The 23,058-nt window shown below is 67.7% G+C and carries 21 protein-coding genes; 14 read left to right on the top strand and 7 right to left on the bottom strand.

Translation table 11 applies throughout. The annotated features are described in order from the left end of the window. Positions 1–90: 90 nt before the first annotated feature. Positions 91–1,770 carry a glucose-6-phosphate isomerase gene (pgi, locus tag BH719_RS04030; RefSeq protein ID WP_009743478.1) on the top strand — a complete coding sequence of 560 codons (1,680 nt, stop codon included), beginning with the start codon at positions 91–93 and terminating at the stop codon, positions 1,768–1,770. Between the two features lie 514 nt (positions 1,771–2,284). Here the strand turns inward: pgi and BH719_RS04025 are convergent. Both BH719_RS04025 and BH719_RS04020 read right to left on the bottom strand, forming a co-directional pair. Beyond that, positions 2,285–2,956, bottom strand: coding sequence for a hypothetical protein (locus tag BH719_RS04025; protein WP_009743477.1), 672 nt, complete (start codon positions 2,954–2,956; stop codon positions 2,285–2,287). Positions 2,957–3,067: 111 nt separating this feature from the next. Beyond that, entirely contained in the window at positions 3,068–4,498 is a 1,431-nt protein-coding gene (locus tag BH719_RS04020; RefSeq protein ID WP_009743476.1) for an endonuclease/exonuclease/phosphatase family protein, read from the bottom strand. Between the two features lie 183 nt (positions 4,499–4,681). Between BH719_RS04020 and BH719_RS04015 the strand changes: the two genes are divergently transcribed. The 9 genes from BH719_RS04015 (at position 4,682) to BH719_RS03975 (ending at position 15,715) form a co-directional block, all read left to right on the top strand. Further along, a complete protein-coding gene (locus BH719_RS04015; protein WP_009743475.1) occupies positions 4,682–5,554 on the top strand; it encodes a YhfC family intramembrane metalloprotease in 873 nt (290 codons plus the stop codon). A gap of 843 nt (positions 5,555–6,397) precedes the next feature. After that, positions 6,398–7,714: an MFS transporter gene (locus BH719_RS04010; RefSeq protein WP_050790615.1), complete on the top strand. Its 1,317-nt coding sequence runs from the start codon at positions 6,398–6,400 to the stop codon at positions 7,712–7,714. Between the two features lie 8 nt (positions 7,715–7,722). Continuing rightward, positions 7,723–8,691 carry an alpha/beta hydrolase fold domain-containing protein gene (locus BH719_RS04005; protein WP_009743473.1) on the top strand — a complete coding sequence of 323 codons (969 nt, stop codon included), beginning with the start codon at positions 7,723–7,725 and terminating at the stop codon, positions 8,689–8,691. 32 nt (positions 8,692–8,723) lie between these two features. Continuing rightward, positions 8,724–9,857, top strand: coding sequence for a crotonobetainyl-CoA dehydrogenase (gene caiA, locus BH719_RS04000; protein ID WP_009743472.1), 1,134 nt, complete (start codon positions 8,724–8,726; stop codon positions 9,855–9,857). 28 nt (positions 9,858–9,885) lie between these two features. After that, positions 9,886–11,106 carry an L-carnitine CoA-transferase gene (caiB, locus tag BH719_RS03995; protein ID WP_009743471.1) on the top strand — a complete coding sequence of 407 codons (1,221 nt, stop codon included), beginning with the start codon at positions 9,886–9,888 and terminating at the stop codon, positions 11,104–11,106. A 66-nt stretch (positions 11,107–11,172) separates the two neighbouring features. After that, the gene (locus BH719_RS03990; RefSeq protein ID WP_245683314.1) at positions 11,173–12,684 is read left to right on the top strand and encodes an AMP-binding protein; all 1,512 of its coding nucleotides are present in this window, start codon (positions 11,173–11,175) and stop codon (positions 12,682–12,684) included. Positions 12,685–12,712: 28 nt separating this feature from the next. Beyond that, on the top strand, positions 12,713–13,588 hold the full coding sequence (locus BH719_RS03985) for a MaoC/PaaZ C-terminal domain-containing protein (RefSeq protein WP_009743469.1): 876 nt from the start codon (positions 12,713–12,715) through the stop codon (positions 13,586–13,588). Positions 13,589–13,712: 124 nt separating this feature from the next. Further along, a complete protein-coding gene (locus BH719_RS03980) occupies positions 13,713–15,050 on the top strand; it encodes an MFS transporter (protein WP_009743468.1) in 1,338 nt (445 codons plus the stop codon). A 2-nt stretch (positions 15,051–15,052) separates the two neighbouring features. After that, entirely contained in the window at positions 15,053–15,715 is a 663-nt protein-coding gene (locus BH719_RS03975) for an MBL fold metallo-hydrolase (RefSeq protein WP_009743467.1), read from the top strand. Here the strand turns inward: BH719_RS03975 and BH719_RS03970 are convergent. Continuing rightward, positions 15,712–16,320 carry a TetR/AcrR family transcriptional regulator gene (locus BH719_RS03970; protein ID WP_009743466.1) on the bottom strand — a complete coding sequence of 203 codons (609 nt, stop codon included), beginning with the start codon at positions 16,318–16,320 and terminating at the stop codon, positions 15,712–15,714. The genes BH719_RS03975 and BH719_RS03970 overlap by 4 nt on opposite strands. 122 nt (positions 16,321–16,442) lie before the next feature. On the opposite strand from BH719_RS03970, the gene BH719_RS03965 reads away from it, so the two are divergent. The 4 genes from BH719_RS03965 to BH719_RS03950 are packed head-to-tail and all read left to right on the top strand — an operon-like array spanning position 16,443 to position 19,733. Next, positions 16,443–17,204, top strand: a complete 762-nt coding sequence (locus BH719_RS03965) for an electron transfer flavoprotein subunit beta/FixA family protein (protein WP_034255581.1) — start codon at positions 16,443–16,445, stop codon at positions 17,202–17,204. Between the two features lie 17 nt (positions 17,205–17,221). Further along, the gene (locus BH719_RS03960) at positions 17,222–18,094 is read left to right on the top strand and encodes an electron transfer flavoprotein subunit alpha/FixB family protein (protein WP_009743464.1); all 873 of its coding nucleotides are present in this window, start codon (positions 17,222–17,224) and stop codon (positions 18,092–18,094) included. 15 nt (positions 18,095–18,109) lie between these two features. Then, on the top strand, positions 18,110–19,408 hold the full coding sequence (locus tag BH719_RS03955; protein ID WP_009743463.1) for an FAD-dependent oxidoreductase: 1,299 nt from the start codon (positions 18,110–18,112) through the stop codon (positions 19,406–19,408). A 28-nt stretch (positions 19,409–19,436) separates the two neighbouring features. Next, positions 19,437–19,733 carry a ferredoxin family protein gene (locus tag BH719_RS03950; protein WP_009743462.1) on the top strand — a complete coding sequence of 99 codons (297 nt, stop codon included), beginning with the start codon at positions 19,437–19,439 and terminating at the stop codon, positions 19,731–19,733. A 540-nt stretch (positions 19,734–20,273) separates the two neighbouring features. Here the strand turns inward: BH719_RS03950 and BH719_RS03945 are convergent. From BH719_RS03945 to BH719_RS03930, 4 genes are all read right to left on the bottom strand, one after another. Next, on the bottom strand, positions 20,274–20,945 hold the full coding sequence (locus tag BH719_RS03945; RefSeq protein ID WP_009743461.1) for a hypothetical protein: 672 nt from the start codon (positions 20,943–20,945) through the stop codon (positions 20,274–20,276). A gap of 149 nt (positions 20,946–21,094) precedes the next feature. Beyond that, positions 21,095–21,697: a hypothetical protein gene (locus tag BH719_RS03940; RefSeq protein WP_009743460.1), complete on the bottom strand. Its 603-nt coding sequence runs from the start codon at positions 21,695–21,697 to the stop codon at positions 21,095–21,097. Positions 21,698–21,878: 181 nt separating this feature from the next. Then, positions 21,879–22,565 (bottom strand): hypothetical protein, encoded by a 687-nt coding sequence (locus tag BH719_RS03935; RefSeq protein ID WP_034255218.1) that lies wholly within the window; start codon positions 22,563–22,565, stop codon positions 21,879–21,881. A gap of 31 nt (positions 22,566–22,596) precedes the next feature. Further along, on the bottom strand, positions 22,597–23,058 hold a 462-nt coding region (locus BH719_RS03930), incomplete at its 5' end, for a Tox-REase-5 domain-containing protein (RefSeq protein ID WP_009743459.1).

Below are 23,058 nucleotides of genomic sequence, written 5' to 3'. Positions count from 1 at the left end.
GACGGTGGCCGCCCAGCGCGAACAGCGCGCACGGGCGGCCACCGCCCCATTCGTCGTACACTGCACACACAACCAACGACAGGAGAACCCATGGGTGACATTCCCGCGATCGATCCGACGAAGGCCCCCGCGTGGGACACGCTCGACCAGCTGGCCGAGGAGTTCGACCCCGACCTGCGCAAGTTCTTCGCCGACGACCCCGGCCGCGCAGAGAGATTCACACTGGAAGCGGGCGACCTCCACGTCGACCTGTCGAAGAACCTCGTGTGCCCGACGCTGGTGGGGCACCTGCTCGCCCTCGCCGAGCAGACGGGCGTCGCCGACCTGCGCGACCGCATGTTCGCGGGTGAGCACATCAACGTCACCGAGGACCGCGCCGTCCTCCACACCGCGCTGCGCCGCCCCGCCTCGGACTCCCTGGTCGTCGACGGGCAGGACGTCGTCGCGGACGTGAGTGCCGAGCTGGCGAAGATCTACTCCTTCGCGAACCGCGTGCGCTCCGGGCAGTGGGTGGGCGTCACCGGCAAGCCCGTGAGGACCGTCGTCAACGTCGGCATCGGCGGCTCGGACCTGGGCCCCGTCATGGCTTACGAGGCCCTCAAGCCCTACGTGCAGGAGGGCCTGGAGTGCCGCTTCATCTCGAACATCGACCCCACCGACGCCGGTGAGACCACGAAGGACCTGGATCCGGAGACCACCCTGGTCATCGTCGCCTCGAAGACCTTCACCACGCTGGAGACCATCACGAACGCGAAGGTCGTGCGCGCGTGGCTGCTGGGCGCACTGCGCAGCCGCGGCATCGTCACGGACGCGGCCAGCGAGGCGGCCGCCATCGCCAAGCACTTCGTGGCCGTGTCCACCGCCCTCGACAAGGTCGCCGCCTTCGGCATCGACCCGGCCAACGCCTTCGGCTTCTGGAACTGGGTGGGCGGGCGCTACTCCGTGGACTCCGCTGTCGGCACGTCGCTGGCCATCGCCATCGGCCCCGAGGGGTTCGCGGACTTCCTGGACGGCTTCCACAAGATGGACCGCCACTTCGTCGAGGCGCCGCCCGAGCGCAACGTCCCCCTGCTCATGGGGATGCTCAACATCTGGTACTCGAACTTCCTGGGCGCGGACACGCACGCGGTCCTGCCCTACTCCCAGTACCTGCACCGCTTCCCCGCGTACCTGCAGCAGCTCACCATGGAGTCCAACGGCAAGTCCGTGCGCCGCGACGGCGCCCCCGTCACCTACGAGACGGGCGAGGTCTTCTGGGGCGAGCCGGGCACCAACGGCCAGCACGCCTTCTACCAGCTGATCCACCAGGGCACCCGCATGGTCCCCGCTGACTTCATCGCCTTCGCGAACCCGACGTGGGCGCTGGGCGACGGCGACGCCGACATGCACGAGCTGTTCCTGTCGAACTTCTTCGCCCAGACGAAGGCCCTGGCCTTCGGCAAGACCAGCGAGGAGGTGCGCGCCGAGGGCACGCCCGAGGCCATCGTTCCCGCGCGCGTCTTCACGGGCAACCGCCCCACCACGTCGATCATGGCCCCCGCCCTGACCCCGTCGGTGCTGGGCCAGCTCATCGCCCTGTACGAGCACATCACTTTCGTCGAGGGAGCGGTGTGGGGCATCGACTCCTTCGACCAGTGGGGCGTGGAACTGGGCAAGGTCCTGGCCAAGCAGATCCTGCCCGCCATCGAGGGGGACGCCGGGGCCCTGGACGCGCAGGACCCCTCCACGCGCGCCCTCATCGAGTACTACCGCTCGAAGCGCACGAGGTGACGCCTCCGCGGGCCGCCCCCAGGGGCGGCCCGCGGTGTTCGTGGCTGTTACTTGCGGGGTGCGCCCGCCGCACGGTTCTTGAGGCGCTGGCCAGCCGCGAGCCGCGCGCCCGCATCGGTTACGCGCACAAGGGCCGCGATTACGCAACATATGGTCGCGCGCAAGGGCTTGATCCTGCCGTTGTGTGCGGGCCGTGTTATCTAGTTCCGGTTCCTTGTGCGCGTAGTTGAGGGGAGGGGCCGCGCGTGCGGTCCATTGTCGGCGCTTTGCGCGACTTTCCGCACCACGCTGCGGGATTCACCCGCTGCTGTGCCGCTTGGCGTTCCGTTGCACCACTTAGCGCGCTGCTGCGCCACTTGGGCCGACGTGGGCCCTGGTTCTCCCGGCGTGTCGGGGGCCTAAGTGGTGCGGGCAGTGTCCAAGTGGTGCGGGCGCGGACTCAAGCGGGGGACGACTTGGCCCATGGGGGTGCGTGCGGACAGTGCGAGTTGCCGGGTTCTGCTTCCACCGCGCCTCAGGCGTTGGGGTCGGTATGGGGTTTGGGGTCTTTGGTCCAGTCGGTGGTGCGGGTTGGGTATGTGGTGGGGGTGGCGATGGTGTGGACGGTGCCGGTGGCGAGGTGCCGGGTGGTGGTGGCGGCCTGCTGGGCTTGTTGGATGCGGGTGGGTGAGGCGGTGTGGGGCAGGTAGATCTTCCAGCCTGGGATGAACATGTCCCATTCGCGGTCCGCGCTCACGTCCAGGTCGCAGAGGGACAGGTGGACGGGATCCAGGGCCCTTACTGTCATGTCGATGAAAGCGTCGGCGAAGTCTTCCAGGACTTCGGGGGCGATATCGGCGAATCTCGTCGTGAGCATGTGGATCCCGGGGTGGCCGGGTCCGACGTAGACGCCCGTGTTGATGCTGAGGATGGCCGGACCCTCGTCGATGTCCCCGGAGAAGGCGGGTGAGGCGGCGTACTCTGGAGCATCGGCACCGTAGCGGCCCGCCCATAGGCGGAAGCGGAGTGCGTCGAGTGTGAGGGGTCGGGCGACCAGGCACTCGTAGTAGGAGTTGCCGAGCAGTTTCCAGTCGGCCAGCAGGGGGCTGACCCGGGCAAGGGAGTCCAGCCACGGCATCACCCGCTCCGCCGTAACGGCAGCGTCCAACGCCCACGACCCCAGACGAACTTCTGCGTACCAATCCATATGCCTCCTCGTTCTTAGCCGGACTGCCTTCCCCGTAGACGGAGCACTCGACGCGATAGCACGGTGGCGGGCCGCGGTCAGGACCCGCCCCGGGCGCTCAAAACGTCGCGGTCACGCCCTGCGGCGGCGTGCGCGGCGCTGGGCGACGAGAAGGCCTGCGCCCGTGCCCGCAGCCAGGAGGGCCGCGCCCAGAGGACCGGCGCTCGCGCCAGTGTTCGCCAGCCTGGCGGACTTGTCCGATTCCGAGGGCGCCTGGCCCTGCCCCGATGGGGGCGCCTGGTCCTGGTCGCCCGGCTCGGGCTGGCCGGGCGCCGACGGCTCAGACCCCGGGAAGCGCAGCCGGGTCCACACCATGCGGTGGTCCGAGGTCGGGAAGGGGTGGACGCCGGTGAGGCGGAACAGCTCGTCGTCGCGCGTGGGCCAGAAGACGTGCGCCTCGTCGACCTGGGTGCCCGTGTTCGGCAGGACGTAGTCGATGCGCAGGTTGCCGGGCCTCGGATCATCCGTGAAATCGCCCGTGTCGTACTTCGGGTCCGTCTTGTGCGCGAGGTTCGCCCCGCCCTGGAGCTCCGCCTCGGCGGGCCCGCCCGCCGAGGTCGGCATCGTGTCGACCACCCTGGGGCTGGTCAGGAGCTGGTCGATGGCCCCCGGGTACGAGTCGCCGTCGAGGGGGTCGGAGTTGTAGTCGCCGAGGATGACGAAGTTCGCGTCGGTGGCCAGGCCGCCTCGGACGCCGTTGTCGTCGTAGAGGTAGTCGGCACGGTTCGCGATGTAGTCGGCCCACACGCGGATCTCGTCGAAGTTGCGCTTCTTGTTGCGCTGCTCGGGACCGTCGAAGGAGGGCGGGGTCGGGTGCGCGGCGAGGACGTGGACGGTCGTGCCGTTGACATCGACGGGCAGGTCGGCGTGCGTCTTGGAGGACAGGGGGAAGCGCTGGAGCACCTCGTCGGAGTACCAGCCCGTGCCGTCGTCGTTGGACGGCAGGAGAGCGCCCGGCATGTCCTTCCACAGGAAGTTGCGGAAGGTGCGGATCTGGTCCGTCTTGATGGGGTACTTGGAGTAGACGGTGAAACCGTACTGCCCCGGGAACTTGCCGAAGCCCCAGGCGTCGCCCGGGCCGGTGGTCGTCCCGTCCTTGTCCAGGTCGAAGCCGCTGGGCACGCCGGTGTTCACGGGGCCCGACCAGGCGTAGGGGTATGAAACGGGGGCAGCGCCGTTGTGGGCGACTTCGAGGTAGTTCGTGCGGAAGAGGTCGACGGCCTTCCCCTCTGCGTCGTAGTCGAACTCGTTGATGAGGAGGATGTCGGGGTCGACTCTTTGGATGGTCTCCGCGACGTTCGACGCCTGCTCGTTGCCGCCGGTGGCGAGGTCGGCGAGGAGCTCCCCGTCCGCGTTGCGGTTGAGACTGGCGTTGAAGGTGGCGACCGTCAGAGCCTCGGTCGTGGGAGGCTGGGCGGCCTCCGCCAGGGCGGGGCCGGCGGAGGCGGCGCCGAGGACCAGGGCCAGGCAGGCCGCGGCGGCGACCGATCGGGGCTTCATCATTGAATCTCCTTATCACCGTTCGGGATGGGTACCACAGATACTAGAACCGCCTGCGGAGGCCGCACAAGCGCGGCGGGGCCCTCTCAGGACGCCGTCGGGAGCCGGTGGCAGGACTCGCGCGCCCGAGCGGAAGGGCAACGGCTCATAACGCCCTCGGGCCGTCGAAGCGGGTATAGCCTTGATATGCGGCGCGACGCGTTCTGTCCGCCGCTACTGGAGAAGGATTGCGAGGCCGTCATGGTTCCAACCGCATCACTGGTCTGCATGGGGGCGGCCGCTCTGGCCGCGTTCGCCCTGCCCGTCGTCCTCATTGCCGTGGGGCGCCGCAGGTGGCGTTTCTCTGCGCGGTCGTGCGTGGTCGGCGCGTTGGTCTTCGTCGTCTTCGCGCTCGTCCTCGAGTCTGCCGCCCACGTGGCGGTGTTCACCGCCCTGCCCGCGCTCCAGCGCAGTGCCGCGCTCTACGCGCTCTACGGGGCGCTCGCGGCGGGGGTGTTCGAGGAGCTCGGGCGCGTGAGCGGGTTCGCGCTGCTGCGCAGGATCGACCGGGGGCCCGACGGGGTCGAGCGGGCGCTCGGCGCCGGCGTCGGGCACGGGGGCATCGAGGCGGTGGCGGTCGCCGGCTTCGGGATGGTGACCAGCATCGTCCTGTCGGTCACGGTCGTCAACGCCGGGGCCGCTGACTCCTTCCTCTCCCAGCTCCCGGAGGCGCTGCGGGGCGGCTACGCCCAGCGCCTCGACGCCCTCGCCGCCACTCCTGCGCCGCTGTACCTGCTGGGCGTCGGCGAGCGCGTGATCGCCATCGCCCTCCACATCGCTTTGTCGGTCCTGGTGTGGATGGCGTTCTCCGGGCGGATCGGGCGCTGGTGGATCCTCGGGGCGGTTCTCGCCCACGCCCTGTGCGACGTGGGCGCTGCCCTCTACCAGGGCGGGGCCATCAGCGTCTTCGCTGCCGAGGCGTGGGCGCTGCTGACCACCTGCGCGGTTGTCGCGCTGGTGCGGCGGCTGTACGCGTCCACGCGGACCGGTGGGGCGGGGGAGGCTGAGCCCGCCCCGTGAGCGAGGGGCACGGCCCTCGACGCGGCGGGGGCCCGGAGCCGTACCGTGCCCGCCCCGTGAGCGAGGGGCACGGCCCTCGACGCGGCGGGGGCCCGGAGCCGTACCGTGCCCGCCCCGTGAGCGAGGGGCACGGCCGCTGGTGTGCTACGGGCCGCGGCAACGGGCGGCCCCCCGTGGGCGAGGGGCGCGGCCCGGTACCCCACGGCCACCGCCCGCGGTTCGGTGGGAGCCGGAGCGATCGGAGCCCGTCCGCGTCCCTGGACCTGATAATCCGTGGGCCGTCCTGCAGGATTGCGCGGCGCTTATTCTCCGCCTTGTGAATATGGAATAGTCCGTTTCGCGTATTTGAATCAGTTGCTATTCCGATCCTTATTCGATCCACTGGGCGGCCAATGGCTTCGGATGGCGATCCAGGATCCGTTTCCACCGCCCCCGATTTGTCGGATGTGCAGGGTCTTCCGGGGGTGCGCCCGGGAGGTCCGCGTGCATTGTGACACAATGGTGAAATGGACCCGGATCGTCCAGAATGGGCGGATTGGGGCGGGATCGGCCCTATGGCGCGCGGGGGCGGCTTTTGGACGAATAGGGTCCACAATCCCCGGTCGAAGTCGTGGGACCAAGGTCAGGACAAAGCCGGCGGCGACCCGGTAGTGTTGATTGTGCAACGCCCGCTTGTGCTGCTGATGGCACTGCTTCGTGGTTAACGCTGATCAGAAGAGCAGTGCCTCGGGAATATCAGGAACAGAGGGTTCCTTCGGAATCCCTATGGAAATGAGCGAGACGGCCGCGGGCGCTTGAGACAAGTCGATCCCCCTGTCCCTTGAATCATGAAAGGCGGTCGCAGTGCTGAGTCTGCTCACCAAGGAGCGCCGTGCGAAGGACCTCACGAGTTTCCATCGCGTCTTCCTGCTCGTCCTGGTCTCCATCGGCAGTTCCATCGTCTACACGCCCGCGTATCTGCAGTACGTCTTCGACAAGCCCCTCGGCAAGGCGCTGATCGCTTCGGGTGTGGCGACCCAAGATAGTGTTGCGACAACCATGGGCGCCCTCCTCTCCGCGTACTCGTGGACGGCCCTCGTGTGCTACCTGCCCTCGGGCATCATCGCTGATCGCGTCCGCGTGCGGACCCTGGCGTGGGTGGGATTCGGCTCCACCGCATTGCTCGCCTACTGGTACGCTTTCTTCCCCTCCTACACCGCCCTCATCGGGCTCTTCATCGCCATGGGCATCACGACCATCCTCATCTGGTGGGGAATCCGCTTCAAGCTCGTGCGCCTCATCTCCGAGGAGGAGGAGTACTCGCGCAACATCGGGATCTCCTACGGCCTCTACGGCCTGGTCGGCCTCCTGCTCGGCTTCCTCAACGCGTGGATCATCTCCCTCCTCGCCGGCCAGGGCGATGTCATCCCCATGCGCGCCGTCCTCATCGTCCTCGGCTCCGTCATCATGGTCCTCGCGGTCCTCTCCTTCTTCCTCATCCCCAAGTTCGAGGGCGAGTTCGGCTCCGGCGACGAGGGCTTCAACTTCAAGCAGCTCGGACAGGTCCTTTCGAACCCGGTCGTCTGGCTGGCGGCGGCGACGCTGTTCTTCGTCTACTTCTTCTACACCGGCGTCAACCAGACCACGGGCTACATGAACGACGCCATGCACCTCAATGAGGACACCGTCCTCATGGTCGCGACCGTTCGCACCTACGGCGTCTCCCTGATCTCGGCGCCCGTTTTCGGGGCCGTGGCCACGAAGCTCGGCTCCCCCTCGAAGGTCATCGGAACGGGTTCGTTGGTCGTGCTGGTCGGTCTAGTGGCCTTCGCCTTCCTGCCCGCGCAGGCGTCTTTCGCCGTTGCGGCGGTCGGCATGGCGATCCTCCTCGCCTTCATCGCCAACGGCGTTTTCGGCATCTGCTCCAGCCAGCTCACCGAGGGCAAGGTCTCCGTCAAGGTCTTCGGCACGGCCACAGGCTTGCTGTCCGTCATCGGCTTCCTGCCCGACACCTTCTCCTACATCTGGTTCGGTTCCATCCGCGATGCCCACCAGGACAACGCCTCCGTGGCCTACAACCAGATCTTCCTCATCCTGGCCGGCGCCGCGCTCATCGCCGCGGTCTGCGCCTTCGCCCTCGTCGTCGTCGCGCGCAAGCGCAACGCCAAGAAGGACGCGTGAGGGCGGCTATGGGCCACAAATACGATGTGCCGCGCCTGTGGACCGAGCAGATGGGCGCAGTCGTCGCCAAACAGGACGAGCTCGCCGCCGGCGCCTACGTCACCGGCCAGAGCCTCGAGGAGATGCGCAAGGCGTACCGCACCGAGCGCGCCTTCTGGAACGAGGGCGGCCCCTCGGTGGCCTCGTCCACCGACCGCCAGGTCCCCACCCGCTACGGCCAGGTGCGGGTGCGCCACTACCGCCCGGACGCCCAAGGGCCCTTGCCGCTGATCGTGTTCGTGCACGGGGGCGGATGGGTCATCGGAGACGTCGACACGCACGACCGCATCACCCGCGCCCTGTGCCGCCTCACAGGCGCGGCGGTCGTCAGCGTCGACTACACCCTCGCCCCCGACGCCCGCTTCCCCCAGCAGATCCACGAGTGCCGCGACGCCGTCGTCCATATCCGGGAGCACGCCGGGGAATGGGGCGTCGACCCCGGGGACGTCTCCTTCGCCGGGGACTCCGCCGGGGCCAATATGGCGGCGGCGACGATGCTCATGCTGCGCGACGAGGGCCTGCTCCCCACTGCGCGCGCGATGCTCCTCTTCTACGGCGCCTACGGGCTGAAGGACTCCATGTCCATGCGCCTGCTGGGAGGGGCGTGGGACGGGCTCACCGAAGCGGACTACGCGTACTACCTCGGCCAGTACTTCGCCGATCCGGCGGACGCCGACGACCCCTATTTCAACATCCTCGGCGCCGACTTCAGCGCGGGCGTCCCGCCCTGCTACATCGCCGCCGTCGGCCTCGACCCCCTGCGCGACGATTCGCGCACCCTGGCCGAGATCCTCAGACTGTGCGGTGTGCCGCACCTGTACAACGAAGTCGAGGGCGTCATCCACGGTTTCCTGCACCACTCCAAGATGCTCGACCAGACCATGGAGGTCCTCACCGAGGCCGCGCGCTTCCACACCGAACACCCCCTCCACCGCTGAGCACGACGCTCACCAACAGAAAGTGAACCGACATGGATTTTTCGCTCAATGAAGATCAGCAACTCATGGTCGACGCCTTCACCGAGCTCATGCGCTCGCGCAACTGGGACGCCTACTTCCACGAGTGCGATGAGAAGCACGAGTACCCCATCGAGTGGACCGAGGCCATCTGCGAGCTCGGCTTCGACCGCATCCTCCTGCCCGAGGAGTACGACGGGCTCGGCGCCGACTGGGTGACCCTCACCGCTGCTTACGAGGCCCTCGGGCGCGAGGGCGGACCCACCTACGTCCTCTACCAGCTGCCCTGCTGGGACACCGTCCTGCGCGAGGGCACCGAGGAGCAGAAGGAGAAGATCCTCTCCTTCGTCGGCACCGGCAAGCAGATGCTCAACTACGCGATGACCGAGCCCTCGGCCGGATCCTCGTGGGACGACATGCGCACCACCTACACCCGCAAGGACGGCAAGGTCTACCTCAACGGGCACAAGACCTTCATCACCTCCTCGCTCTACGCGCCCTACCTGGTGGTCATGGCCCGCGACTCGGAGAACATGGACACCTACACCGAGTGGTTCGTCGACATGAGCCTGCCGGGCATCACCAAGGAGCCCCTGGGCAAGCTGGGCCTGCGCATGGACTCGTGCTGCGACGTCTACTTCGACAACGTCGAGCTGGAGGAGAAGGACCTCTTCGGCAAGGAGGGCAACGGCTTCCGCCGCGGCGTCGCCGACTTCGACCTCGAGCGCTTCCTGGTCGCCCTGACCAACTACGGCACCGCCTACTGCGCCTTCGAGGACGCCGCCAAGTACGCCAACCAGCGCATCCAGGGCGGCCAGGCCATCGCCCGCCACCAGCTCACCCAGCTGAAGTTCGCCGAGATGAAGGTGCGCCTGACCAACATGCGCAACATGCTCTACGAGATCGCCTGGAAGCACGACAACGGCCTGCTGTCCCGCGGCGACTGCTCAATGGCGAAGTACTACTGCTCCGAGGCCTCGTTCGGGGTCGTGGACCGCGCCCTGCAGGTCCTGGCCGGCGTGGGCATCACCGGCGACCACCGCATCCAGCGCTTCTACCGCGACCTGCGCGTGGACCGCATCTCCGGCGGCACCGACGAGATGATGATCCTCGCCACCGGCCGCTCCGCCCTGTACCCCTACCGCTGACACCATCTGGCAGAAAGGAGCTCCAGCAATGGCACTGCCCACACAGAAGCCGTCGTTCGGCGTCCTCGATGGCGTCAAGGTCGTCTACTCGGCCGTCGAGATCGCGGCGCCCACCGCCGCGGCCATCATGGCCGAATGGGGGGCCGACGTCACCTGGATCGAGAACGTGTGGACCGGCGACTCCATGCGGGACACCGCCTGGGTCAAGGAGATGGAGCGCCGCAACATGCGCTCGATCTCCCTGAACCCCTTCACCGACGACGGCAAGGAGGCCCTGCGGGCCATCGTCAAGGACGCCGACATCTTCATCGAGGCCGGCAAGGGCCCCATGTACGCCCGCAAGGGCATCACTGACGAGTTCCTCTGGGAGGTCAACCCCAAGCTCGTCATCGTCCACGTCTCGGGCTTCGGACAGTGGGGCGATGAGGAGCAGATCAGCTCGGCCGCCTACGACCTCACCGTGGCCGCCTACGCGGGCATCGTCGCGCAGAACGGCAGCGCCGAGCAGCCGATGAACATCTCCCCGTACCTGGGCGACTACATCAACTCCCTGATGATCATCTCCTCGGCCCTGGCCGCGCTGCACCGGGTGGGCGTCACCGGCGAGGGCGAGAGCATCGACATGGCGATGTACGAGACCCTGCTGCGCGTGGGCACCTACTACATGATGGACTACATGAACGCGGACATCCTCTACCCGCGTCCTGGAGCCCGTCACCAGAACCTGTGCGGCATCGGCATCTACGAGTGCGAGGACGGCTTCATCGGGCTGTGCCTGTACGGCGTGGCGCAGAACAAGTACTTGCTCGAGACCATTGGGCTCGGCCACCTGTGGGGCACGGAGGAGTACCCCGAGGGCACGTCGGCCCTGTGGCTCAACGGCCCCAAGGCCGATCTCATCCAGGACACCCTGGAGGAGTACCTCAAGACCCAGTCCAAGTACGACGTGCAGCGCGACTTCGTCGCCCACCGCATCGCAGCCCAGGTCGTCAACGAGTTCCCCGACATCCTGGAGGCCGAGCACGTCAAGCAGCGCGAGTGCTTCATCGATTCGGAGAAGGCGGACGGCACTCCCGTCAAGGTTCTCAACACCTTCCCGAAGTTCCGCCGCAACCCGGGGGCCTTCTGGCGTCCGATGCCGGCCCTGGGCGAGGACACTCGCGATGTTCTCAAGCGCGCCGGGTACTCGGACGAGGCCATCGAGGCCCTGATCGAGTCCGGCACCGTCAAGGCCGGCGACGAGGACTGATCGGTTGTGACCCACTCGGAGTTCGCGCCGGAGAGCACCACAGTCCCCCAACTGTGGGAACGGCAGGTGGAAGACAGGGGGGACCACGAGTTTCTCGTTTTCGAGGACGCTCATTCCCACGAGGTCCGTCGTTTCACCTACCGCGAGTTCGACGCGGCCGTGAACAAGTGCGCCAACGCCCTCGCCGCGAGGGGCGTCGGCGCGGGGAGCCGGGTCGTGCTCTACCTCGACAACTGCGTCGAGTTCGTGGAGTGCACTCTGGCCCTGGCGAAGATGGGCGCAGTGTCGGTGCCCGTCGACGCCACTTCGGCGCCCTTCGAGTTGGGTCACATCCTGGGCATTTGCCGGGCCGGCACGCTCATCACCCGTGCGTGCAGCGCCGACGAGGTGCTCCCCCATGTGCCGGGCACCGTCACGGACGTCATCGTCGTGGGCGGGGACGGCGCGGTGGGCGGGGACGGCATCGGCCTTCCCCGCCTGCGGGAGCTGGCGTCGCGCGAGGCCGACTCCTTCGCGTCCAGTCCCCGGGTCCGGCCCTCGGACCTGTGCGAGATCCTCTTCACCTCGGGCACGACCTCGGAGCCCAAGGGCGTGATGATCACGCACGCGAACTTCGTCTTCTCAGGGAACTTCGTGAACTGGGAACTGGATATGAACCCCGAGGACCGCTACATGACCTCCATGGTGGCGGCCCGGGTGAACTACCAGCTCTCGGCACTCGCCCCGGTGCTGACCGCGGGGGCGACGCTCGTCATGCTGTCCCGCTACCGGGCGACCCGCTTCTGGAAGCAGGCGCGCGCCCACCGCGCGACACTGGTCCAGGGGATGGCGATGATCGTGGCGACCATGCTGCGCCAGAGCGTCGATCCGGGTGAGCGCGACCACCAGGTGCGGGAAATGCACTACTTCCTGCCCCTGAGCACCCAGGACAAGGAAGCGTTCGAAAAGCGCTTCGGAGTCTCCATCCTCAACAACTACGGGTCGACCGAGTGCCTCATCGGGGCGATCACCGATCCTCCCCACGGACAGCGCCGCTGGCCCTCCATCGGCAGGGCCGGCCCCGGTTACGAGGTCCGCATCGCCGACTGCCAGGGGAACCCGCTGCCCGAGGGCGAGGTGGGGGAGATCATGCTCCGCGGAGTCCCCGGCGTGAGCCTCATGGCCGGCTACTGGGACGACCCCGGGGCGACCGCCGAGGTCCTCGACGAGGACGGCTGGTTCCACACGCACGACTACGCCTACATCGAGGACGGGTGGGTGTACTTCATGGACCGGCGGGTCGACCTCATCAAGCGCTCGGGGGAGTCGGTGTCATCGGCCGAGGTCGAGTGCACCATCGAAGACCTCCCCGGGGTGCGGGAGGTCGCCGTGATCGGCGTGCCCGACGGCGTGCGGGGCCAAGCGGTCAAGGCCTTCATCGTCCCCGAGCCCGGCTCCGGGCTCACAGCCGCAACTGTCATCGACCACTGCGCGGGCCGCCTCGCGGCCTTCAAGGTGCCCAGTTCCGTGGAGTTCGTCGATGGGCTCCCGCGGGGCAGCTACGGAAAAGTGCGCAAACACATCCTCGCGAACTATTGAACCTGACCCCATGAAAGGACAATGAACAATGGCAATCAACACCGATATGGTCGGCCAGACCTTCGGGCCCTTCGTGCGCGACTACACCTTCCGCGACCTGGAGCTCTTCGCGCTGGGCTGCGGCGCGGGCATCGACGGCAAAGACGGCCTCGAGTACCTCAACGAGCACGACGAGCGGGATCCCAAGCTCAAGGTGCTCCCCATGTTCGGCGCCATGCTGATCGTCGACTCCGAGGTCACCCGCACCATCGACTACGGCTACAACTACGCCGGTTCGCTGCACTGGGGCTTCGACATCCGCTTCCACCAGCCCATCACGAAGATGAGCGACCACCTGGAGACCAAGGTCCGCCTCGAGGGCCTGTACGACCGCGGCGAGGGCCGCGGCCTGCTCGCCCAGCACATCGGCGACACCTACGACTCGGACGGCAACCTGCTCTTCACCAACGAGTCCTGGGACTGCCTGATCTACGACGGCGGCTGGGGCGGCCCCAAGCCCCCCAAGGACATCGTCGAGATGCCCGACCGCCCCGCGGACGTGGAGACCACGGAGACCATCCCGGAGAACCAGGCGCTCATCTACCGCCTGTCGGGCGACTACCACCCCCAGCACATCGACTGGGACTACGCCGCTGAGAACGGCGAGCCGCGCCCGATCCTGCACGCGATCTCCTACGCGGGCGTCGTCATGCGCCACGCGATCAACGCGTTCGTGCCCGGCGAGCCCGAGCGCATCACCCGCTTCAAGACCCGCATCACCTCGCCGGTCCACCCGGGCAGCACCCTGACGACCCGCCTGTGGAAGGTCAAGGAGGGCGAGCTGCGCTTCGCGCTGGTCGACGCCGACGTCGATCAGACCGGAGCCAAGCCGCACCTGAACTGGGGCATCATCGAGTACCGCTGATAGCGCCCGGCGGGGGCAGGGGGACACGGCCCCCCGGGGCGCGGGAGAGGGCCGCCCGTCCCCTCTCCCGCGCCGCCCCCGCGGACAACGGACATCCTGCGCTCAGAAACGGAAGGAGAACATCGTGGCGGACGACAACAACGTCATCGACCTTGAGGACCTCGAGCTGACCCCGCTGCTCAAGCGCGTCATCGTCTTCTCCTCGGGCGGCCCCTTCCTGGAGGGCTACGTCCTGTCGATCATCGGCGTGGCGATGCTGAAGATGGGCACCGAACTGAACCTGGACGCGCACTGGCAGGGCATGCTGGGCGTGGCCTCGCTGGTCGGCCTGTTCCTGGGCGCGTCCGTGGGCGGATGGCTGACGGACATGATCGGCAGGCGCAAGATGTTCGTCATCGACCTCGTGGTCATCGCGGTCCTGTCGCTCCTGTGCGCACTCGTGCAGGAACCCGTCTCGCTGCTGGCCCTGCGCTTCCTGGTGGGCGTGGCCGTGGGCGCGGACTACCCGATCGCCACGTCCATGATCGCCGAGTTCTCCCCGCGCAAGTACCGTGCCGGAGCGATGGGCGTCATCGCGGCCGCGTGGTACCTGGGCGCCAACGTCGCCGCCCTCGTGGGTTTCGCCCTCTACAACACGCCCAACGGCTGGCGCTACATGCTGGCCTCCTCCGCGATCCCCTGCGTCCTCATCCTGGTGGGACGGTGGGACATCCCCGAGTCCCCGCGCTGGCTCGTCTCGAAGGGCCGCGCCGAGGAGGCCCAGGCGATCGTCCACAAGACCCTGGGCGCCAACGTGCGCCTGCCCGTGGCCGAGGAGGCCGCCAAGACCTCGGTCATGAAGATCCTGCGCGGCGTCTACCTGCGGCGCATCATCTTCATCGGCGTCATCTGGCTGTGCCAGGCGATCCCCATGTTCGCCTTCTACACCTTCGGCCAGCAGATCATCGGCGGCGCCATCGGCATGGACAACGAGCGCTACGCCCTCCTGGTCGAGCTGCTCATCGGCACCTTCTTCATGCTGGGCACGTTCCCGGCCATGTACCTGTGCGAGCGCATCGGCCGCCGCCCCCTCATCATCGCCTGCTTCGCCGGCATGACCGTGGCCCTGGCCGTCGTCGGCTTCTTCCCGGGCGCGGGCGTCGGGCTGGTCCTGGGCTGCCTCATCGCCTACGCGCTCCTGGCGGGCGGCCCCGGCAACCTCGAGTGGCTCTACCCCAACGAACTCTTCCCCACAGAGGTCCGCGCGACCGCCATGGGCTTCGCCATGTCGCTGAGCCGCATCGGCACGGTCGTCTCGCTCTACATCCTGCCCGCGTTCATGGCCGCGCACGGCTTCGCCAAGACGATGCTCGCCGGCGCGGCGATCTCCGTGCTGGGCACGGTCGTCTCCGTCATCTGGGCGCCCGAGACGCGCGGCTACACACTGGCCGAAACCGGATCCGTCGACTTCAAGGGGCGTTGACAATGTTCACTATCAAGCAGCTCACCGTCGGCTCCTGGCGGGCCGTCTGCTACGCCCTCACCAACGAGGAGGGCACCATCGTCATCGACCCGGGCGCAGAGCCCGACAGGCTCGAGCGGTGGCTCGGGGACGCGGAAGTCATCGGCATCGTGCTCACCCACTGCCACAGCGACCACATCGGCGCGGTCAACGAGCTCGTCGACCGCTACGGGTGCTGGGTCGCCTGCGGCGCCGACGACGTGGACGGGGTCGCCGACGTCCACCGCTCCGGCTTCGACGAGGAGGGCGTCGACTACACCGTCGACCACGTCGACCGGTCCCTGGCGGAGGGGGACACGATCACCTGGGGCGGCGACGCCCTGCGGGTCCTGCACACCCCGGGGCACACGCCCGGCAGCATATGCCTGCTGTCCCAGGCCCAGCAGGTCCTGTTCAGCGGGGACACGCTCTTCGCCGGGGGAATAGGCTCGACGGCTTTCGTCCTGGGCGACTACCCCGACATGGTGCGCTCGTGCGCCCGCCTCGCCCAGATGGATCCCGCGCTCACGGTCCACCCGGGGCACGGGCGCGCGACGGAACTGGGGGTCGAACGGCCGATGCTCGCCCACATCGCCCGGAGCGCACTGCGCGGCCCGGGTCAGTCCTCCAACTGGCGCGAGGGCTAGTGGTGGTGGAGTTGATCGTCAACCAGGTCGGACACGTAGTCCGGGACCTTCTCCAAGAAGCAGCCGATGACGTCATCGGGCAGGCAGAACGTGCGCATCAGCACGCTCCCCTCGATGGCGTCCAGGAGGCGCACCACCGACGTGCTGCGGGGCAGGGCGCCGCTGAGTTTGAACTCCCACAGGCGCTCGTGGATGGCCGACAGGGGAGTGACGAACAGATCCTCGTAGATCTGCCAGATCACCGGGTTCTCGGCGTTGCCCGCTTCGACGAAGAGCCTGCGCACGGCCGAGCGGTTCGGCCCCAGGTACTCCCGGAGCCGGAAGTCCGCCTCGTTGGCCAGGATCTCCCTGGGGGAGTCCCCACGGGGCCCCGGACAGACCACCAGGGCAGCGAAGGCGCGGTGGAGCAGCTCGTCGCGGTCGCTCCAGCGCGAGTACAGGCTCGACTTGCCGACTCCGGCCTCGGCGGCGATCTTCGTCAGGTTGAACCCCGCCCATCCCGCCTCCCCGTAGAGGTCGAGGGCAGCGCGGAAGACGCGTTCCTCCAGTTGGGGATCGCGGGGCCGACCTGCTTTGGCGGGACTGAGAACCGCGAAACGCGTCACAGCGCGCACTCCTTCCGCGAGGGGGGTCGTATGCCGTAATTCTAAGCGACCCTCTTCACATCCCGCAGGGGTTGGACGCCCCACAGACCACCAACAGCACCCTCGTGCAGAAAGGGCAGATGATGAGCATCATCGTCGCGTACAAGTACGCAGCAGACCCGCAAGACACCACCGTCGACGCCTCCGGCGCAGTCGACTGGTCGCGCGCCAAGGCCGCGATCTCCGAATACGACCCCGTCGCCGTGCAGGTGGGGCGCGCCCTCGCCGACTCCCTCGGCACCGATGTCGTCGGCGTCTCCGTCGGCGGTAAGGCCGTCGCCTCGTCGATGGCGAAGAAGGGGGCACTGTCCAGGGGCATGGACCGCGCCCTGGTCGTCGCCGACGACGCCACCGCCGACTGGAACGCCACCACCGTCGCGAGCGCCCTGGCGGGACTCGTCGGCAAGGTCGAGGGGGCCAGCCTCGTCCTGACGGGCGACTCCTCCATCGACGAATCCGCGAAGATCGTCCCCACCCTCATCGCCGGCTTCCTCGGCTGGCCGTGCTTCCAGGAAGTCGTCGCGGTCGAGGCCGCGGGCGACGGCTGGAAGCTCACCCAGTCCACTGCGGGCGGCACCCGCACCATCAGGGTCGACGGCCCCGTCGTCGCCGCCGTCGCCACCGACGCCGCCCCCGTGAAGGTCCCCGGCATGAAGGACATTCTCGCCGCTGGGAAGAAGCCCCTCGAGAAGGTCGCCGTCGCCGATCTGCCCACCGTTGACACGGCGCTGGAGATCACCGGCCGCTCCAAGCCGGTCGCCAAGGCCCGCCGCAACGAGACGTTCACCGGAGACGACGCCGCCGCCCAGCTCGTCGCCGCCCTGCGCAACGCCGGCGCACTCTGAGAAAGGACAGCAGAACAATGACGAACACCTGGATCCTCACCACCGACGAGCGCATCGCCAACCTCGTTGAGGTCGCGGCCGCGGTCGGCGGGACCACCACCGTCATCGCCGTCGCCCCGTCGGCCCCCGCCGTCGGAGGCGTCGACAGCGTCATCCACATCCCCACCGCCGAGAACGTGCCCGCCGAGGCCTACGCGGGCGTCGTCGCAGGACTGCTCGCCGATGCGAAGGGCGACGTGATCCTCGCGGCGAACCGGCCCGCTGAGCGCTCCTTCGCGGGCGCCGCTGCGGCTGCCCTGGCGCTCCCCGTCATCGTCGGCGCCACGAGCGTCAGCGCCGAGGGCGCCGAGGTGGCCCGTTACGGGGGCCTCACCAACGAGACCGTCGCCTTCAAGGGCGCCGTCCTGGTCCTCGAAGGGGGCGCCGCGGTGGAGGCCGACGGCCCCGCGGCCCAAGTCCACGAGGGAACCCCCATGGGCGCCGAGGTCGTCGACGTCCAGCCCTCGGGCTCGGGCCCCGCGAACCTCGCCGCGGCGCGCCGCATCGTGTCCTGCGGGCGCGGATTCAAGGCCGAGGAGGACCTCGCCCTCGCCCAGGCCCTGGCCGACGCCCTCGGCGCCGAGATCGCCTGCTCGCGCCCGCTGGCCGAAGGCACGGCGTGGATGACCAAGGACCGCTACGTCGGGGTCTCCGGCATGCGCGTCTCGCCGGACGTCTACGTCGCCCTCGGCATCTCCGGACAGGTGCAGCACACCTCCGGCATGGCGGGCTCCAAGATCGTCGTCGCGGTCAACAGTGACGCCGAGGCCCCGATTTTCCAGATCTCCGACTACGGCATCGTGGGAGACATCTACGATGTCGTGCCCGCCCTCACGGCGGCGCTGTCCTGATACGGGAAGAAGAACATGTCCGAGGAAGTCGACTTCGATGTCATCGTTATCGGCGGGGGCGTGGCGGGCGCCGTGTGCGCCTACACCCTGGCCGGACAGGGACGGGAGGTCCTGCTCGTCGAGCGCGGCGCGGAGCCGGGATCGAAGAACCTGTCCGGCGGGGTGTTCTACTGCCGCATCATGGAGAAGGTCTTCCCCGACTTCGTGGACGCCGCCCCCGTGGAGCGCAGGATCACCCGGAACTGCGTGAGCCTCATCAACGAGGGTTCCTACGTCAACATCGACTACTGGGATCAGCGCCTGAGCGAACCCGCTAACGCCGTGACCGTCCTGCGCGCCAAACTCGACGCCTGGCTGCTCGAGCAGTGCGAGGAGGCGGGGGTCACCGTCATGCCCGGCGTGAAGGTCGATTCCCTCATCGTGGAAGGCGAGCAGATCGTCGGCGTCCGCGCTGGCGAGGACGAACTGCGCTCCCACGTGGTCGTCGCTGCGGACGGGGTCAACTCCTTCATCGCCCAGCAGGCGGGCATCCGCGCCAAGGAGCCCATGAAGCACCTCGCGGTCGGCGTGAAGTCCGTCATCGGATTGCCGCGCAAGGTCCTCGAGGACCGCTTCAACGTCCGCGGCGACGAGGGCGTGGCCTACGCGATGGTCGGGGACTGCACCAAGGGCGTCGCCGGCGGCGGGTTCCTCTACACCAACCAGGAGTCCGTCTCCATCGGCGTGGTCATGCGCCTGGACGACCTCGAGAAGTCGGGCCTGTCCTCGTCGGACGTCCACGACCACATGCTGGGCCACCCGGCCATCGCCCCGCTCCTGGAGGACGGCACCCTGCTGGAGTACGGCTGCCACCTCACCATCGAGGACGGCCCCGCGATGGCGTCCCACGACCTGACCCGTCCCGGGCTCATCATCGTCGGGGACGCGGCGGGATTCACCCTCAACACGGGGCTCACCATCCGGGGCATGGACCTGGCGGCGGGATCCGCGATCGCGGCGGCGGAGACGATCCGCAGGGCCTTCAACAAGGAGGACTTCGGCCAGGAGGCGATGGACGCGTACCTGCGCCTGCTCGACTCCGGTTTCGTCGGCAAGGACATGGCGACCTACGCGAAGGCCCCGGCCTTCCTGGAGCGCCCCCGCATGTACACGGACTACGGCAAGCTGGCCGCAGAGGTGTTCTACGGGATCTTCAACCACGACCTGAAGCCCAGGCGCCATATGCGCAAGGTCGGATTCGACGTCCTCAAGGCGTCGGGGCTGAAACTCACGCATATCGCGGGGGATGTCCTGGCGGGCGTCCGCGCCCTGTGACGGCACTTTGTGAAAGGAGGACGGAGCAATGGCTGGATTCGTCGTCGAAAGTGTCCCTGCCCGACTGGCTGGGAACACCTACAACCTGGATGAGGAGGAATCCCACATCGAGGTCGATCAGGAGCTGGCCCGCAGGCTAGGCGCCGGCCCCCTGCTGGAGCGCGTCTGCCCGGCGCACGTGTACTCGGTCGAGGCCGATGGCACGATCGGCGTCGAGTACGCGGCGTGCCTGGAGTGCGGGACCTGCTTGGCCATGGCGCCGAAGGGCGTGCTCAAGTGGCACTACCCGCGCGGCAGCTTCGGCATCATGTTCCGCGAGGGCTGAGGCGGACGACGAAGGCGGGGCCCTGGGCCCCACCTGGTCACGGCGGCGGGAGCGCTCAGCGCCCCCGCCGCCTGGCTGTCCGCGTGCCCCTGCGCGCAGCGGCCCGTGGTGTTCGTGGCGGTCGCTTGCGGTGAGGCCCGGGGCGTTCGTGTCCGGGGTCCGCCTAGTTTCCGGGCGGTTGCTTGCAGGGTGGCCCGGGGTATGGTTCTTTGTCGGTGCTTTGCGCGACTTTGTACACCGCACTGCGGGATTTAGCCGCTGCTGCGCCACTTAGCGCGCCGTTGCACCACTTAGCGCGCTGCTGTGCCACGTAGCCCGCTGCTGCGCCGTTGCACCATTTAGCGCGCTGCTGTGCCGCTGCGCCACTTGGCGTTCCGTTGCACCACTTGGGCCGACGTGGGCCCTGGTTGTCCCGGCGTGTCGGGGGTCTAAGTGGTGCGGGCAGTGTCTAAGTGGTGCGGGCGTGGACTCGAGTGGGGGGTTGGCTCATGAGGGTGTGTGCGGACAGTGTGAGCTGCCGGGTTCTGCTTCCACCGTGCCTCAGGTGTTGGGGTCGGTGTGGGGTTTGGGGTCTTTGGTCCAGTCGGTGGTGTGGGGTGGGTATGTGGTGGGGGTGGCGATGGTGTAGACGGTGCCGGTGTGGAGGTGCCGGGTGGTGGTGGCTGCTTGTTGGGCCTGCTGGATGCGGGTGGGTGGGGCGGTGTGGGGCAGGTAGATCTTCCAGCCGGGCAAGAACATGTCCCATTCGCGGTCCACGCTCACATCCAGGTCGCAGATTGACAGGTACACGGGGTCGAAGGCAGCCACTGTCGTGTCGATGAAGGCGTCGGCGAAGTCTTCGAGGTTGTCGGGGTCGATGTCGGCGAACTTGATGTTCAGGATGCTGATTCTGGGATAGCCGCGCCCGATGTTGATGCCGCCATTGATACTGAGGATGGCGGGCCCCTCGTCGATGTCCCCGGAGAAAGCAGGATATGCGACGTACCCTGGGCTGCTGGCGCTGTAGCGGCCCTCCCACAGCCGTACGCGGAGCGTGTCGAGAGTGAGGGGGCGGGCGACTAGGCACTTGTAGCGGGAGTTGCCCATCAGTTTCCAGTCGGCCAGCAGGGGGCTCACCTGGGCAAGGGAGTCCAGCCACGGCATCACCCGCTCCGCCGTAGCGGTCGCGTCCGACGCCCACGGCCCCAAACGAATCTTCGCATTCCAATCCATTATCGGCCTCGCTTACATAGGGTGGGTGTGTTGCTCGGGACGGGCACAGGGAGCGGCGGAGGGGTGTGCTGCTTCGGGAATGGTGCGGTGCGGCGGTGGGCATGTGCCGTGCTCAGGGGTAGTGGACCGGGTGTGCTGAGGAGTGGGCTTTAGGCGTCGGGGTCGGTGTCGGGTTTGGGGTCTTTGGTCCAGTCGGTGGTGCGGGTTGGGTATGTGGTGGGGGTGGCGATGGTGTAGACGGTTCCGTGGTCGAGGGGTCGGGTGGTGGTGGCTGCCTGCTGGGCCTGCTGGATGCGGGTGGGTGGGGCGGTGTGGGGCAGGTAGATCTTCCATCCGGGCAAGAACATGTCCCAGTCGCGGTCCACGCTCACATCCAGGTCGCAGATTGACAGGTACACGGGGGCCAGTGCCTTCACTGTCGTGTCGATGAGTGGGTCCGCGAAGTCTTCGAGATCCTCTGCGGTGGGTGCACCGAATTTGATGTCCAACGTGTTGATCCCCGGGTGATCAGGGCCGATGTAGATACCGCCGCTAAGGCGGAGGACGCTCGCGCCTTCGTCGATGTCCCCGGCGAAAGCCGGGGCAGCGCCGTACGCGGGTCTACGGGTGCCGTAGCGCCCCTCCCATAGACGGACGCGGAGCGTGTCGAGTGTGAGGGGGCGGGCGACCAGGCACTCGTAGCGCGACTTGCCCAGCAGCTTCCATTCGGCCAGCAGGGGGCTCACCTGGGCCAGGGAGCCCAGCCACGGCATCACCCGCTCCGCCGTAACGGTCGCATCCGACGCCCACGACCCCAAACAAACTTCTGAGCACCAGTACATTATCGGCCTCGCTTACATAGGGTGGGTGTGTCGTGTTCGGAACTGGCGCAGGGAGCGGCGGAGGCACGGGGTTGGGGGACCTCGGTGGACCGCGTGTGCCGGGGGGCGGGTTTTAGGCGTCGGGGTCGGTGTCGGGTTTGGGGTCTTTGGTCCAGTCGGTGGTGCGGGTTGGGTATGTGGTGGGGGTGGCGATGGTGTAGACGGTTCCGTGGTCGAGGGGTCGGGTGGTGGTGGCGGCCTGCTGGGCTTGTTGGGCGCGGGTGGGTGGGGCGGTGTGGGGCAGGTAGATCTTCCACCCGGGCAAGAACTTATCCCACTCCCTGTCCACGCTCACGTCCAGGTCGCAGATTGACAGGTACACGGGGTCGAAGGCGCCCACCGTCGCATCGATGAGTGGGTCCGCAAGACCCTCAAGCTCCTCCACCTCAAGTGCGCCGAATTTGATGTTCAGCGTGTTGATCCCCGGGTGGTCGGGCCCGATGTAGATGCCTCCGCTGATGCGCAGGACGCTCGCGCTTTCGTCGATGTCCCCGGCGAAGGCGGGGGAAGCCTGGTATCCGGGGATGGTGCGGCCGGGGAAAATCACCTTCGACCTCCCCTCCCATAGGCGGATGCGGAGGGTGTCGAGTGTGAGGGGGCGGGCGACTAGGCACTCGTAGCGTGACTTGCCGAGCAGTTTCCATTCGGCCAGCAGGGGGCTGACCTGGGCCAGGGAGTCCAGCCACGGCATCACCCGCTCCGCCGTAGCGGTCGCATCCGACGCCCACGACCCCAAACGAACCTTCGCGAACCACTTCATAATGACAGTTGGCTCCTTTCTCATCCAGATGTTACTTCGGCGGTTCGAAAAAAAGGGATATTCCGTCAGGAATATCGTCGGTATCCAGCATAATGTTCATTGCTTCCTCCTCCGCAAAATACCAGTGTATGGGCATGTCGAGGCCTCCTCTCGCCATTGCGTCCAGTTGCTTCTGCATATCCTCAAGGTATTCGTAAATCTGATGCTCACCCCATTCGTGGCTGAGGATATTGGCAATGCTCGGCCCCTTCGCCTCGAGGAGCACGCCGTCCCGGAAGCCGTCGAACTCGACCTCGGACAGGTCGCCTTCCACGTAGATGGAGTACTCGACGGGGTAGCCCGTGATCTGCTCCTCGTAGGCGCGCGCCGCCGCGGAGCCGTGGTTCTTGCCGCGCCCCTCGTAAAGGCCCTTGGGCAGGTCGGTGCGCCCGCTGCCCTTGAACTTGAGGGCGGCGACGGCGGAGGCGAGCACTCCCTGCGGGTCGTGGCGCAG

Source organism: Pauljensenia hongkongensis (assembly GCF_001746855.1).
GTDB lineage: Bacteria > Actinomycetota > Actinomycetes > Actinomycetales > Actinomycetaceae > Pauljensenia > Pauljensenia hongkongensis.
The sequence above is the reverse complement of the archived record's forward strand: the minus strand, read 5'-3'. Positions and strand labels throughout refer to the sequence as shown.